We start from the raw sequence: 13,977 nt of genomic DNA on the forward strand, positions 1-13,977 counted from the left end.
CTTTTGCTCCGGCGGTGATCACGACAGGCCAATAGTAGCCGTTTATAACAACCTTTTCCACAAGTAAGCCAATTTACTGATATTTTCAATCCCAACTTGCCTTTTATCCTACTTCCCATCACTATTATGACACAGTCTGTATTTCGGGGAGGGATTTTTTTATGAGAATTGATATTATTGCGACAAGCTTTTTGATAAAGACCTCTTTTAAGCAATCTGAGTCGTTGAAAAGCAAACAGCCCCTTCCCGATTTAACGGGAAGGGGCTGAACCTGAGTGCTGGTGCCGAGGGTCGGAGTCGAACCGACACGATCTGATAGATCGAGGGATTTTAAGTCCCTTGCGTCTGCCAGTTCCGCCACCCCGGCATTAAAAAATCTTACGAGCAAAGCGAGTTAGAGTTTCTTATGCCCCGATGCCTTTTATAACGCATACATATCGGGGCTATGACCTTATATTAACTGGAGGCGGCTAGCGGGTTCGAACCGCTGAATAACGGTTTTGCAGACCGTCGCCTTACCACTTGGCTAAGCCGCCTGGCTTTTATCTTTGTATGCCTGTCCTGAGGGTGGCTCCTTGCCTTGCCGTCGAAGAGCCGCCCTAAGCACAAAGGCAATTTTATCAGTTTTTGGGATATAAGTCAAGAAAATCAAGTTGGAAGCGCCGATTGAAAATGCTATTATTTGCTTGACAGGGATGCCGATTTGAAATATACTTGAACAGTAATTTAAAAAACCATAAACGACGGGAGGTCAAAGCCATGAAGCAGATCACACAAATCATTCTGCCGGCGCTGGTCTTGGCGGCAGCGGTCGCAGCCGGTCAGAATGATCGGGAGATAAGCCTGACTGTTTACAACAACAACCTGGGATTGGTGAGCGAGGTCCGGCAGCTCAGCCTAAAGAAAGGTGCCTCCGAGGTAAGAATCACAGACGTCCCTTCACAGATCGACCCCACCTCGGTCTTTTTCCAGTCTCTTTCCGATCCCGACAAGTTTACAGTGCTGGAGCAGAATTACCAGTACGACCTGGTGAGCTCCGCCAAACTGCTGGAAAGGTACCTAGACCAGAATATCAAGGCTTTTGGATCCGGGGGGAAGGTCTACGAAGGGACGCTTCTATCCTACGACGGATCCAATATCGTATTGAGCACCGGCGGCAGCATCACCACCCTGCGGCTGACCGATAATCTGCAGAATTTTGAATTTCCCAGCCTTCCCCAGGGGCTGATTACCAGACCCACCCTGCTGTGGCTGGTGGACAATCAGGGCCCGGCCTCCCAAAAATGCCGGATATCATATCTGACCGCAGGAATATCCTGGCACGCCGAATATGTGGCAGTGCTGGCTGCCGATGAGAAAACAGTGGACCTGGGAGCCTGGGTTTCGTTGGAGAACAACTCCGGAACAGGTTTTCAGCAGGCCCGGCTGAAATTAGTGGCCGGAGAGGTCAACCGGGCCCAGGCGCCGCAGCGCCGCTATGCTGCGGCCAAGGCCGACTTTCAGGCGGCGCCTGCCCAGTTTGAAGAGGAGAGCTTTTTTGAATACCATCTGTACACCCTGCAGCGCAAAGCCACCGTGGCCAACAACGAGGTAAAGCAGATATCCCTTTTCCCCAACACCAGGGCCGATTGCAAAAAACTTTTCATCTACGACGGTGCCAGCAGCGGCAAAAAAGTCACGGTCCAGTTGGAGTTCAGAAACGAAAAAGCCTCCGGGCTGGGGATGCCGCTGCCGGCCGGAAAGATCAGGGTCTATAAGAAGGATGACGGCCAAAGTCAGCAGTTCATAGGCGAGGACCGGATCGACCACACCCCCAAGGACGAGAAGGTGCGGATCACTTTGGGCAGTGCTTTCGATATAGTAGGAGAGCGGACTCCCAAGGAATACAAGCGGATCAACGACAAGACCCAGGAACAGACGGTGGAGGTAAAACTGCGGAACCATAAGAATGAGGGGGTTGAGGTCACGGTGGTGGAACACCTTTCCGGGGACTGGGAGATAAAGTCCAAGACCCACGAGTTCAAAAAGCGGGATGCCCAGGCCGTGGAATTTAAAGTCCCAGTGGCCAGGGACGGGGAGACCGTGCTTAGTTATACCGTCCGCTATAAATGGTGAAATGACTGTCCCACTCATTCAGGAAGAAAGTACCAAAGGGTAATGGAACGCTGATTTTCGCCCCGACCATAGGAAAATCCTTCCGCAGTGTAGGAATGCCCGTCCGTAGCATAGGAAAACCCGCCCGTACTGTAGAAATGCCAGCCCCGAGGGTAGGAATGTCTGCCCGCAGTATAGGCAAACCCGCCAACAGCATAGAAATGATGACCCGCACTTTAGCAGATTAAAGGGAAAGACGATGTCATTTGATTACGAAGAGACAACCGCCCAGGAAAATCTCGAAGGGTCTTAATAAACAAAGAGCCGCAGTTGTGCATATAGCATAGCTGCGGTTTTTTTGTCAACCGTATTAGCGAGGGTTAAGAAATAGAAAACGCCTATCAACCGCCAGTAGCCGAGTTGCCGGCTGTTTCGATATGCCCCGCCGTCGGCTGAGTGGCTGGCATTTCGATACGTTTTTTATGCTTGCGCTGAGCATGTCGAAGCGCTACTTGGGCTGAGTTAATCGAAGCCCTCAATGTCCAGCTGTACTTGGGCTGAGCGATGCACTGAGCAAGGCCGAAGTGTTTATCGAAGCATCGAAGCCAGGCGGGGCCCTCAACAACCGGCAGTACTTGCGCTGAGCGATGCACTGAGCAAGGCCGAAGCGTGTATCGAAGCATCGAGGCCAGGCAGGCGCTGAAGACGCCGAAATATCAATATTCCGCGATTCCGTGGTTCATGTCTTGTAATAACTGCAATAAACAGCGATAACCATTTAGGGAGGTATGCCATGTTAGCCCTGCGAATGCGCCAGAAAGAGGCCGAGTTCTATTTCGTCAGCTACCCGGCCGAGGACCTGCTGGCCAAGGTCAGATTCATGTCCCGGTTCTACGGGGAGCGCGGGGAGCAGGTGGGCGGCGAGGGCGGCGGGGAGGAGGGGGCCGAGGAGTTCTTCGCCCAGATCGAGCGGAGCTCCGGGGCCTTCCAGCGGGATCTCAACCGCCGCAAGGTGCGTCAGATCCGCGAGTTCTTCCGCAACGAGTCGGACCAGCCGGTGATCCCGGGGGCGGTGCTGCTGTTCACTCCCGAGGAGCTGGCCTTCAAGCCATTATCCGGACACGAGCGCGCCGGCGACCTGGAGGAGCCGGGGGAGAAATTCCTGGTGATCGACGGGCAGCACCGCCTGGCCGGGCTGCATTTCTACATGGGGGAGAAGGACGCCAACCGGCGGATCGAGGTGCCCTGTGTAATCTTCGACGGCAAGGCGGCCGAGTTCGCCGCCGAGATGTTCGTCATCATCAACTCCACCCATACCAAGATCAATAAATCACACCTGGTGGACCTTTACGAGAAGATCAGCTGGGGGACCGATCCGGAGAAAAAATACGCCGCCTCGCTGGTCAAGGACCTCTACTCAGAGCCGGACTCGCCGCTTCGCTACCACATCAACATGCTGGGCGGGAAATCCGGGCAGGAGCTGTGGATAAACCAAGCCCAGATCTTCGGGGAGATCTACCGCCTGGCCAGGCGAAAAGAGATGCAGGGCTTCATCAAGGACGGCCGGGGATACTGCCGGGAGCTGGGCTACGCATTCTTGCGGGATTTCCTCAAGGCGGCCAGGTCGGCCTTCGGAGATATGTGGGGGGACAACAAGAGGTACATGGCCACCAGGGACGTGACCCTTAAGGCGTTGCTGCGGGTGGCCGGGGACGCGGCCGCGGCCTGGGGCCAGGAGATCCTCAAAGGCGAAAAGGAGCCGGCGAAGTTCTTTGAGGAGAAACTGTCGCCACTGTCCGAGATAGGACGGGAGTTCCGAAGGGAGGATTTCTACGAGAGGTTTGCAGCCAAGAGCCAAGTGGAGCGGGTGGAGACAATACGCCGGAAGCTGAACAAGCATCTGGGGCTAGCCGGGGCGGGGAAGGGAGCGGCAGATGTTCCGTAAAGCATTGTCGAGGCTTTTGCATTTCAAAATATTCCGGCGCCCTGAAACTAACCTGGGGAAAGGCGGGGTTGGCGCCTATCAACCGCCGGTCGACCGCCTGCTGGCGCTGGGCGAGCCTGGGAAAAAGGACTGGCTCGACTACCAAACGATGGGACTTTCCGAAGCCCATATACCGGAACTGGCGCGCCTGGCCGCCGACCGCGAGCTGAATTTCGAGGCCGACCAGGACGGCCCCGAGGTCTGGGCGCCGATGCACGCCTGGCGGGCATTGGGGCAGCTGCGCGCCGTCTCCGCCGTTGGGCCGCTGCTGGAGCTGCTGGACGAGGCGGACGACAACGATGATGAGTGGGCCATGGAGGAGATACCCATTGTGCTGGGCATGATCGGCCCGGAAGCGCTGGAGCCGATCTCACGGTATCTTGATCACCGGCACAACCTGTTCGGGCATGTTGCCGCGATCAGCGCCGTCGAGGAGATTGCCAAACGGCATCTCGAAAGCCGGGGGCGCTGCATCAAATTGCTCAACCGGAAACTGGAGCGCTATAAGAAACAGGACCCGGCGCTGAACGCCTTCATCGTCATGTACCTTTGCGACTTGAAGGCGGTGGAAGCTATGCCGCTGATCGAACGGGCCTATCATGATGATTGCGTGGACGAAACCATCCAAGGGGACCTCGAGGACGTGAAGGTGAGGATGGAGCTGATCCCGCCCATCCCGGAGCGGGAGCGGGAGCGGGAGGAGGCAAGGATCGAGATTGAGAACGCCATGTTCCCGCAGCGGCTGGCCGTTGCCGGGGAGCGCCGGGCCAAAAAAAAGACCCGGAGCAAGGCCAATGCGGCCAGGAAGGCCAGGAGGAAGAACAGGAGGTAGGAAACCGTTTGGGCGGTTTTTTGTCACCCCTAAGTGGTAAAATTAGAATGATGAAAAAGGTTTACGCACATTCTATAGACGGTCAGCCGCCGGAAAAGTGGCAGCCGCTGGAAGACCATTTAAAACAAGTCGCCGAAAAAGCGGCAGCCTTTGCCGAAATATTCAAGTCAGCAGAGTGGGCTTATAATGCCGGTTGGCTGCATGACCTCGGCAAGGCAACCAATGCTTTTCAGAACTATTTATTGAGAAGCAATGAGCTTGATGATTCCGGCTACGATAACGATGGCACTGTATCCAATCATGCTTCCGCTGGCGCCGCGTTAGCCGAGGAAAAACTTGGCCCTTGCATCGGCCGTATCCTTGCCTATCTTTCAGCCGGACATCATGCGGGTCTGCCGGATTGGTATCCGGCGGATACAGGCAACGCTGCCCTATCGGTACGGCTTGTAGAAGGCCGCGAGAATCTTAAGCGAATACAACAATATGCTGATGAAATATTCCCAAAACTCAAACAGAAAACGGCCCCGCCGCCATACTTGGATAAAAAACCGGAAAACTTTCATCTTTGGGCGCGAATGCTGTTCTCCTGCCTGGTGGATGCGGATTATTTGGATACCGAAGAGTTCAGGCGGAAGGGACAGGAAGCGAAGAGAGGGAAGTTTGAAAACATTGAGGGGCTTAGGACACTATACGATGCGTATATGACGGATATGCGGGCAAGAACCAAAGAAACAAAAGTAAATAGCATCCGCCAGGAAATACTTGCCGCCTGCCGCAAGGCGGCTGAAAACACCCCCGGCTTATTTTCACTCACTGTTCCCACCGGCGGCGGGAAAACGCTTTCGAGCATGGCGTTCGCCCTTGACCACGCGGTAAAGCATGGTAAAAGCAGAATTATTTACGTCATACCGTATACCAGCATCATAGAGCAAACAGCCAAGATTTTGGCAGATATTTTCGGGCGCGATAACGTCGTAGAACATCACAGCAACCTTGAACCCTCAAAGGAAACCCAGCGGGCAAGCCTGGCCGCCGAAAACTGGGACGCGCCGATAATCGTTACCACCAACGTACAGTTCTTTGAGTCGCTTTATGCCGCCAAATCCGGCCGGTGCCGTAAACTACACAATATCGTCAACAGCGTGGTCATCCTGGATGAAGCCCAGCTATTACCGCCTAATTTGCTGACGCCTTGCGTTGACGCCATGAACCAACTGGTGAATAATTACGGTGTAACCATACTGCTTGCCACGGCTACACAACCGGCGCTGCCGGGATTGGCAAAGCCTACGGAGATAGTAGAGGACACAAAGGACATATATGACAGATTGAAGAGAACGGAGATTAGGATACCGCAAGACCTGGATGAACGTATTAGTTGGGAAGATTTGGCAAAACGTTTGCAAGCGCACCAGCAGGTGCTTTGCGTAGTTAACACTAGGCGCGATTGCTATGATCTCTACAAACTGATGCCCGAAGGGACAATACATTTATCTGCCCTGATGTGCGGAAGGCACCGTTCGGCTGTGATTCGTCTGATAAAATGCAAATTAGGCAAAGGCATGCCCATTCGCGTCATCAGCACCCAATTAGTGGAGGCGGGCGTGGACATTGATTTTCCTATAGTCTATCGCGCTTTCGCCGGGCTGTCGTCCATTGCCCAGGCCGCCGGGCGGTGCAACCGCGAGGGGAAACTGAACGATGAAGGAAGAATGGGTCAGGTTCATGTATTTGTACCGCCCAAGGCTTCGCCGCCAGGTGTTTTGTTGAAAGCCGAAAACACAACACGGCAGCAATGCGTTTTGCTGGATTTCGATCCGTTAAAACCTTCGGAGTACAGCCGTTTTTTCGAACTATTCTATAAGATGCTGAATGATACCGGCAGTCGCTATCATGAATGGCTGGTGAAGGATGTAAACCCAAACTTGTATTTTCACTTTCGTACAGCAGCCAACGAATTTAAGATGATAGACGACCAGGCGCAAAGGCCAGTGATTGTTCGATATGGCGACAGCGATAAGTGGATAGGACAGTTAAGACAAATCGGACCTACGCGGGAAACGATGCGACACTTGCAGAGGTATACGGTCAACCTGCCGGTGCGCATGGTGGACAAAATGCTCAGCGACAGAACGCTGGAAAGAATCGATCATGCGAAAGCACGTGATATAATTGTACAAAGTTGCCTGCGGCTTTATAACAAGAACGTTGGATTGGATGTTTACAGCGAGAATTTGCCGGTAGAAGATTTGTACATTTAACGCAAATAGGAGACCAGATATGAAAGGTTTTTGCTTGGAGGTCAGCGGGCCGTATGCCTGCTTTACCAGGCCGGAGATGAAAGTGGAACGGGTGAGCTACGACGTGATTACGCCGTCAGCCGCCCGGGCTATTTTCGAAGCCATACTCTGGAAACCGGCCATACGGTGGCGGGTGAACAAGATCGAAGTGCTGGCCCCAATACGGTGGATTTCAGTGCGCCGGAATGAGGTAGGCAAGGTGGCTTCACCACGTTCAGATGGAATATTCATCGAGGACGAACGGCAACAGCGGGCGGGTTTGCTCCTGCGGGACGTGAGATACCGGCTATATGCCGCGTTCGACTTCATCCCGCCCGATAAACGCGGCACGGTTTATAACCCGGTGCCGGAATACTTGATTGACGCCGAGGAAGCAACAGATCTGAAAAAGCCCGATGACCGCAAGGACGAAACCGAGGCCAAGTATGCCGCCATGTTCGAGCGGCGGGCCAAGAAGGGGCAGTGTTTCAACCAGCCGTATCTTGGGTGCCGGGAGTTTTCGGCATCGTTCAAACTGGTTGACCCGCAGGCGGACGCGGCGAAACCTATAGACGATACGCGCGAGCTGGGCTACATGCTATATGACATGGATTTTACAGATCCGAACGATCCTAAGGCTATGTTTTACCGAGCGAACATGAGAAACGGCGCCATCGTGGTGCCTGATCGCGAGAGCGAGGAGGTGAAGAAATGATCCTGCAAGCGTTGAAGGAATACTACGACCGGAAGGCGGCGGATCCGGATAGCGGGATTGCGCCAGAAGGATTTGAATTAAAAGAAATACCATTCATTTTAGTATTGACCAAGAACGGCAAACCCGTGGACTTGATGCCAATGTATGAGGGCGAGGGGAAAAATCGTAGAGCCAAGAAATATTTTGTCCCAAAGTCCGTAAAGAGGTCCAGCGGTGTGGCAGCAAATCTGCTTTGGGACAACCCGGAATATGCATTGGGTGTGAAGATTAAAACAAAGGACAAACGTTTACGGGAAATGCATGAAGCATTCAAACAATGCATCAGGGATTTGAAAATAACCGATGACGAGGGCATCAAAGCCGTCATGAAGTTTCTGGATAACGATGAAAAGGAGGAAGCTCTGGCAAGGTTTAAGGAAAGCCTTGATATGATGAAGAAGGAAGGTGCCAACCTTACTTTCAAGCTGGCCGATGATGAAGCTATTGTGTGCAATAGGCCAGCCGTTGAGAAAGCGATTACCGAGGCGTTACGTGCAGATAATGGTGAAGCTCTATTTTGCTTAGTAGCGGGTAAGCGCGATAACGTGGAAAGACTGCATCCGCCGATAAAAGGCGTGTGGGGTGCGCAAACGACAGGGGCCAACATTGTATCATTCAACCTTGACCCATTCAAATCATACGGCAAGGTGCAAGGTGCCAATAGCCCGGTTGGTAAAAAAGCGGCGTTTGCATACACCACGGCATTAAATGATCTACTGGGCAGAGATTCAAAGCAGCGCATGCAGGTGGGCGACGCTTCAACGGTGTTTTGGTCGGAAAAAGAAACTGAATTTGAAAAACAAGTGGTGGAGTTCTTCGGAGAGCCGCCCAAAGACGATCCCGATAGAAACGTCAGGGCTGTCCAAAGCCTTTTCCGGTCACCCCAGACAGGCACCATGACGGCCGATGACGACAAAACGCGGTTTTACGTGCTGGGTTTGTCGCCCAATGCTTCCCGCATCGCCGTGCGTTTTTGGGTCGTGGATACCGTAGCCAGCATGGCAGGTAAAATACGCCGGCATTTTGACGACTTGCGGATTGTCCACGGCCCCAAGGACATGGAATATTTCCCGCTTTTCCGCCTGCTGGTAAGCTTGGCCGTACAGGGCAAAGCCGACAACATCCCGCCAAACCTTGCCGGTGATACCATGCGAGCCATACTAGAAGGTTTTCCATATCCACAAACGCTGCTTGGGGCGGCGATACGCAGGATCCACGCCGAGCGTGAAGTTACTTATTACCGGGCGGCGCTTATCAAAGCCTGCCTTAACAGAGCAAATAGAATTAAAAAAAATGATAACGAAAAGGAGATAACCGTGGGCTTGGATATCAACAATACCAACATCGGCTACCGGTTGGGCCGATTGTTCGCAACGCTGGAGAAAATCCAGCAGGAGGCCAACCCTGGAATCAACGCCACCATCCGAGACAAATTTTACGGCGCGGCATCCAGCACGCCGGTTACGGTATTCGGCAACCTGATGCGGCTGAAAAACCACCATCTGGCGAAGCTGGAGAATAAAGGAAGGGTGATAAACCTTGAAAGGCTCATCGGCGAGATAATGGACGGCATAGCAGACTTCCCGCCGCACCTGACCCTTGAAAACCAGGGCCGGTTTGCCATCGGCTACTACCACCAGATGCAGGATTTCTACATCAAAAAGAGCGATAACAAATAATAAAAGGAGATACTACCATGAGCGAACCAATCAAGAACCGCTACGACTTCGTCCTGATCTTCGACGTGAAGGACGGCAACCCCAACGGCGATCCCGATGCCGGAAACCTGCCCCGCGTTGACGCGGAAACTGGGCAAGGAATCGTTACGGATGTGTGCTTGAAACGCAAGGTGCGCAATTTCGTTCAAATGACGAAGCCGCAAGACAAAGGCTACGATATCTTCGTCAAAGAGAAGGCCGTGTTGAATGATCTGATTGACGGCGGGTATGCTGCATTGGGGATTGATTTGGTGAAACCGCCAGCCGATAAAAAGGATGGGAAAGACCGCAAAGAAAAAGGGACCGGCCAGGGCAGCGAAGTATCTCAAGCCAGGATGCAAATGTGCAAGGACTACTACGACATACGCACATTCGGTGCGGTGATGTCAACCGGCGCCAATGCCGGGCAGGTGCGCGGGCCAGTGCAGTTCACATTTGGCCGTTCGGTTGACCAGATTGTTTCACTTGAGCACTGCATAACGCGAATGGCAGTAACAACGAAAGAGGATGCAGAAAAGCAGAGTGGCGACAACCGCACCATGGGCCGGAAGAATACCGTGCCATACGGCGTCTACGTGGCGCACGGGTTCATTTCCGCGCATTTGGCCGCGCAGACCGGCTTTACCGATGACGACCTTAACCTGCTGTGGGACGCGTTAGTAAACATGTTCGAACACGACCGCTCAGCGGCGCGCGGCTTGATGGCCACCCAAAAGCTGGTGGTTTTCAAACACGACAACACGCTTGGGAAAGCCCCGGCGCACAAACTGTTCGAGCGGGTGGTTATTACCCGCAAGGACAAAACCAAGCCGCCCAGGGATATCAGCGACTACGCAATAACAGTCAACAAAGACGGCTTGCCGCAAGGCGTGGAGATCATAGAGAAACTGTAATGAAAACCCCCGACAAATCCCAACCGGCGGGGGCACGGGTTGAGCCCCGCGTCATCCCGCCGCACGGCGGCTACCGCAACCTTAAAAGCTACCAGATGGCGGAGATCGTCCACGACGCCACGGTGGTATTCTGCGAGCGCTTTGTGGACCGCTTCAGCCGCACCCGCGACCAGATGGTGCAGGCGGCGCGCAGCGGCAAACAGAACATCGCCGAGGGCAGCCAGGTATCGGGCACCTCCAAAGCCTCGGAGATAAAGCTGGTGGGCGTGGCCCGGGCCAGCTTGGAGGAACTGCTGGTGGACGCCCAGGATTATTTGCGGCAGCATGCGTTGGCGCTTTGGGGCAAGGATGATCCCAAAGCGAAGGCGGTTAGGGGGCTGGCGTATAGGGCGCATAGGTCGTATGCGACCTATGCGCCCTATTTTGATAGCGCCAGCCCCGAAACCGCCGCCAACGCCCTGGTTTGCCTGGTTCACCAGGCAAACTACCTGCTTGACCAGCAGCTGCGGGCGCTGGAGCATGAAGTGGTGGAAAAGGGCGGCTTCAACGAGCGGCTGTACCAGGCGCGGGTGAAGTATAGACAGGGTGGTGGTTGTAAGTGATGCACGCAGACGACGATCTTCTCCCCATCTCCGCCCTGCAGCACCTGACATATTGCCCCCGGCAGTGCGCCCTGATCCATGTGGAACAGGTATGGTCCGAAAACCTGTTCACCGCCGAGGGCCGGGTGATGCACGACAAAGCGCACGACGGCGGCACCGAAAGCCGCGGCGATGTTCGCACGGCAACCGGGGTGCGGCTGGTCTCTCACAAATTGGGCCTTACCGGGCAGGCGGATATGGTGGAGTTCCACAAAGCCGAAGAAGAAAAAGACAACAGCGGGCAAAAAATTGCCGTAAAACTACCGGGCGCAAAAGGTCTGTGGAAGCCATTTCCAATAGAGTACAAGCGGGGCAAGTCCAAAACCCACCAGGCCGACGAAGTTCAGCTTTGCGCCCAGGCCATGTGCTTAGAAGAAATGCTGAAGGTCACCATCCCGGTTGGCGCTTTGTTCTACGGCGCAACCCGGCGGCGGCAGGAAGTGGCGTTTACGTTATCTTTGAGGGAACTAACCGAAACTACTACCATAAAGCTGCACGAATTAATGTCTAAGGGTATTACTCCGCCGCCGAATTACGACAAGGGCAAGTGTGATCGCTGTTCTTTGCTGGAGATTTGCCGGCCGCAGGCATTGGATAAAAGAAGCGCGGAGGCATATCTAAAAAGAATGCTTGTTACTTTGCAAAAGGAGACGTAAAATGGATGACAAAAGGCTGACAAAACGGCGTCAGGGTCTACGCGGCCAAGCGCCGTTGCGCCATCCGGTGTTTTGGGCACACGACGGCGCAAGTTATCAGGGCTTTATCTGCGATATCAGCCTGGGCGGCTGCTATGTCAGCTCTATAACAATACCACCTGCCGGTTCCGAGGTGATAATCAGTTTGCCTTATTTGAAAACTTCCGGCGAATTGATAGGTATCAAGGCCAGGGTTATGGCTCAGCGGAGAAAGTATTCAGGCTTTGGCTTGGTTTTCAGCGGGCTTAATGAGAAACAGGCACTGGCCGTTTCTTTAGCCATATTGCAAAGCGAGCAAATCAGCGAAGGCCGGCACAGCGGTAAAAAATAAAATTATTTGATAATGCGGATGCTGCCGAATATATGAAGAAGCTGCTTAACACCCTGTACGTCACCACCCAGGGCGCATACCTGCATCAGGAGGGCGAGGCGGTGGTGGTAAAAGTGGAAAGCCAGGAAAAATTGCGCCTGCCCATTCATACCTTGGGCGGGATCGTCTGTTTCGGCAATGTGCTATGCAGTCCATTTTTGCTGGGCCTGTGCGGTGAGCGCGGGGTAGGGGTAAGCTATTTGACCGAGCATGGCCGGTTCATGTCCCGGATGCAGGGGCCGGTCAGCGGCAATATCCTTTTGCGCAAAGAACAATACCGCAAGGCCCAAACGCCAAATGAGGCTTGCGAGGTTGCCCGTAACCTGCTGACCGGCAAATTGACTAACATGCGGACGGTGCTGAGGCGGGCGGTGCGCGACCATCCGGAAAGCGACAAGGACAATGCTATGGCCCAGGCTTCGGACCGGCTGGATTACATGATAAACAAGATCGGCCAGACGGACGATATTGACGCTTTACGCGGCCTGGAAGGAGACACCGCCCGTTCGTATTTTGCGCTGTTTGACCGGATGATCACGGCGGATAAGGAGTCTTTCTACATGCGCGAGCGCAGCCGTCGTCCGCCATTAGACAATTTGAACGCCCTGCTTTCTTTTCTTTATACTTTATTGACGCACGATGCGGTGGGTGCATGTGAAGGCGTGGGGCTGGACCCGCAGATGGGTTTTTTGCATGCCATGCGTCCGGGCAGGCCCAGCCTGGCCTTGGACCTGATGGAGGAGTTTCGTTCCGTGATAGCCGACAGGCTGGCCTTATCGCTTATCAACCTAAGGCAGATAAACGGCAAGGGATTCAAGACCACCGAGACCGGCGCAGTGGTAATGGACGATGAAACCCGCAAGACTGTGCTGGTGTCCTACCAGAAACGCAAGCAGGAAGAGATCATGCACCCCTATTTACAGGAAAAAGCGCCGGTGGGGTTGTTGCTCCATTTGCAGGCGCTGTTTTTAGCCCGGCACTTGCGCGGCGATATTGACGGCTACCCGCCGTTCTTCTGGAGGTAAGGATATGATGGTATTGGTAAGCTATGATGTTTCCACTACCACCAGGGAGGGTAGAAAACGGTTGCGTCAGGTGGCTAAAGCCTGCAAAGACTACGGAATAAGGGTCCAATATTCCATATTTGAATGCAATGTTGATCCGGCTCAATGGACCGTCCTTAAAAACAGGTTGCAGGGAATATATAAACCGGAAATGGACAGTTTAAGGTTTTATTTTCTGGGCGGTAATTACAAACATAGGATTGAGCATTTGGGAGCCAAGTCTGCGGTGGATGTGGAGGAACCGCAGATAATATGATTGTGCGAACGTAAAGCGTACAGTAAAATCCCGGTATGTTCGCAGAACTTGGGAATGCTTGATAATAGCGACTATTTTGTATTTACGCGATTTTAATTTATCTTTTCGGAAGCGACTTCAGGTGTTTTCGCAAAATAATATCTTTGCTCGGTTGAATAATAAGATGTTACGAACCGGACGTCGCGCCCCGCGCGGGCGCGTGGATTGAAACCAACCCGGGGCCAATAACGTTTTCAACACGCTCGTGTCGCGCCCCGCGCGGGCGCGTGGATTGAAACGCCGCTCGATATATTTTATCGATTGCTCGGCAAGTCGCGCCCCGCGCGGGCGCGTGGATTGAAACTAGCAATAATTGTGCAATAATTGCATAAAATGGCGTCGCGCCCCGCGCGGGCGC

At 53.7% G+C, this 13,977-nt stretch carries 12 protein-coding genes and 2 tRNA genes; 12 read left to right on the forward strand and 2 right to left on the reverse strand.

Going from position 1 to position 13,977, the window contains the following annotated elements:
- Positions 1-279: 279 nt before the first annotated feature.
- Positions 280-367, reverse strand: a tRNA-Leu gene (locus HY768_08500).
- A gap of 94 nt (positions 368-461) precedes the next feature.
- Positions 462-536: transfer RNA gene (locus HY768_08505), tRNA-Cys, on the reverse strand.
- A 223-nt stretch (positions 537-759) separates the two neighbouring features.
- Here HY768_08505 and HY768_08510 point away from each other — a divergent pair.
- The 12 genes from HY768_08510 (at position 760) to cas2 (ending at position 13,580) form a co-directional block, all read left to right on the forward strand.
- Entirely contained in the window at positions 760-2,115 is a 1,356-nt protein-coding gene (locus tag HY768_08510; GenBank protein MBI4727243.1) for a DUF4139 domain-containing protein, read from the forward strand.
- A 772-nt stretch (positions 2,116-2,887) separates the two neighbouring features.
- Positions 2,888-4,039, forward strand: coding sequence for a DGQHR domain-containing protein (locus tag HY768_08515; protein ID MBI4727244.1), 1,152 nt, complete (start codon positions 2,888-2,890; stop codon positions 4,037-4,039).
- Positions 4,029-4,910, forward strand: coding sequence for a DUF1186 domain-containing protein (locus HY768_08520; protein ID MBI4727245.1), 882 nt, complete (start codon positions 4,029-4,031; stop codon positions 4,908-4,910). Before HY768_08515 ends, HY768_08520 begins: the two co-directional genes overlap by 11 nt.
- A gap of 47 nt (positions 4,911-4,957) precedes the next feature.
- On the forward strand, positions 4,958-7,171 hold the full coding sequence (cas3, locus tag HY768_08525; protein ID MBI4727246.1) for a CRISPR-associated helicase Cas3': 2,214 nt from the start codon (positions 4,958-4,960) through the stop codon (positions 7,169-7,171).
- A 19-nt stretch (positions 7,172-7,190) separates the two neighbouring features.
- Positions 7,191-7,904, forward strand: a complete 714-nt coding sequence (gene cas5c, locus HY768_08530) for a type I-C CRISPR-associated protein Cas5 (protein ID MBI4727247.1) — start codon at positions 7,191-7,193, stop codon at positions 7,902-7,904.
- On the forward strand, positions 7,901-9,622 hold the full coding sequence (gene cas8c / locus HY768_08535; protein ID MBI4727248.1) for a type I-C CRISPR-associated protein Cas8c/Csd1: 1,722 nt from the start codon (positions 7,901-7,903) through the stop codon (positions 9,620-9,622). Before cas5c ends, cas8c begins: the two co-directional genes overlap by 4 nt.
- Before the next feature lie 17 nt (positions 9,623-9,639).
- On the forward strand, positions 9,640-10,554 hold the full coding sequence (cas7c, locus tag HY768_08540; GenBank protein ID MBI4727249.1) for a type I-C CRISPR-associated protein Cas7/Csd2: 915 nt from the start codon (positions 9,640-9,642) through the stop codon (positions 10,552-10,554).
- Positions 10,554-11,156, forward strand: coding sequence for a four helix bundle protein (locus HY768_08545; GenBank protein MBI4727250.1), 603 nt, complete (start codon positions 10,554-10,556; stop codon positions 11,154-11,156). The genes cas7c and HY768_08545 overlap by 1 nt, the downstream gene beginning before the upstream one ends.
- Positions 11,156-11,851 carry a CRISPR-associated protein Cas4 gene (gene cas4, locus HY768_08550; GenBank protein MBI4727251.1) on the forward strand — a complete coding sequence of 232 codons (696 nt, stop codon included), beginning with the start codon at positions 11,156-11,158 and terminating at the stop codon, positions 11,849-11,851. The genes HY768_08545 and cas4 overlap by 1 nt, the downstream gene beginning before the upstream one ends.
- A 1-nt stretch (position 11,852) precedes the next feature.
- Positions 11,853-12,221, forward strand: a complete 369-nt coding sequence (locus HY768_08555) for a PilZ domain-containing protein (protein MBI4727252.1) — start codon at positions 11,853-11,855, stop codon at positions 12,219-12,221.
- Between the two features lie 32 nt (positions 12,222-12,253).
- Positions 12,254-13,285, forward strand: coding sequence for a type I-C CRISPR-associated endonuclease Cas1 (gene cas1c / locus HY768_08560; GenBank protein MBI4727253.1), 1,032 nt, complete (start codon positions 12,254-12,256; stop codon positions 13,283-13,285).
- Positions 13,286-13,289: 4 nt separating this feature from the next.
- Positions 13,290-13,580, forward strand: coding sequence for a CRISPR-associated endonuclease Cas2 (gene cas2, locus HY768_08565; protein ID MBI4727254.1), 291 nt, complete (start codon positions 13,290-13,292; stop codon positions 13,578-13,580).
- Positions 13,581-13,977: the final 397 nt, after the last annotated feature.

Source organism: candidate division TA06 bacterium, assembly GCA_016208585.1.
Classification (GTDB): domain Bacteria; phylum Edwardsbacteria; class AC1; order AC1; family EtOH8; genus UBA5202.

Coding starts and splice junctions, on each gene's coding strand:
- cas8c (MBI4727248.1), top strand. CDS start 7,901: ATGATCCTGCAAGCGTTGAAGGAATACTACGACCGGAAGGCGGCGGAT.
- cas7c (MBI4727249.1), top strand. CDS start 9,640: ATGAGCGAACCAATCAAGAACCGCTACGACTTCGTCCTGATCTTCGAC.
- HY768_08555 (MBI4727252.1), top strand. CDS start 11,853: ATGGATGACAAAAGGCTGACAAAACGGCGTCAGGGTCTACGCGGCCAA.
- HY768_08510 (MBI4727243.1), top strand. CDS start 760: ATGAAGCAGATCACACAAATCATTCTGCCGGCGCTGGTCTTGGCGGCA.
- cas5c (MBI4727247.1), top strand. CDS start 7,191: ATGAAAGGTTTTTGCTTGGAGGTCAGCGGGCCGTATGCCTGCTTTACC.
- cas3 (MBI4727246.1), top strand. CDS start 4,958: ATGATGAAAAAGGTTTACGCACATTCTATAGACGGTCAGCCGCCGGAA.
- cas1c (MBI4727253.1), top strand. CDS start 12,254: ATGAAGAAGCTGCTTAACACCCTGTACGTCACCACCCAGGGCGCATAC.
- HY768_08545 (MBI4727250.1), top strand. CDS start 10,554: ATGAAAACCCCCGACAAATCCCAACCGGCGGGGGCACGGGTTGAGCCC.
- HY768_08515 (MBI4727244.1), top strand. CDS start 2,888: ATGTTAGCCCTGCGAATGCGCCAGAAAGAGGCCGAGTTCTATTTCGTC.
- HY768_08520 (MBI4727245.1), top strand. CDS start 4,029: ATGTTCCGTAAAGCATTGTCGAGGCTTTTGCATTTCAAAATATTCCGG.
- cas2 (MBI4727254.1), top strand. CDS start 13,290: ATGATGGTATTGGTAAGCTATGATGTTTCCACTACCACCAGGGAGGGT.
- cas4 (MBI4727251.1), top strand. CDS start 11,156: ATGCACGCAGACGACGATCTTCTCCCCATCTCCGCCCTGCAGCACCTG.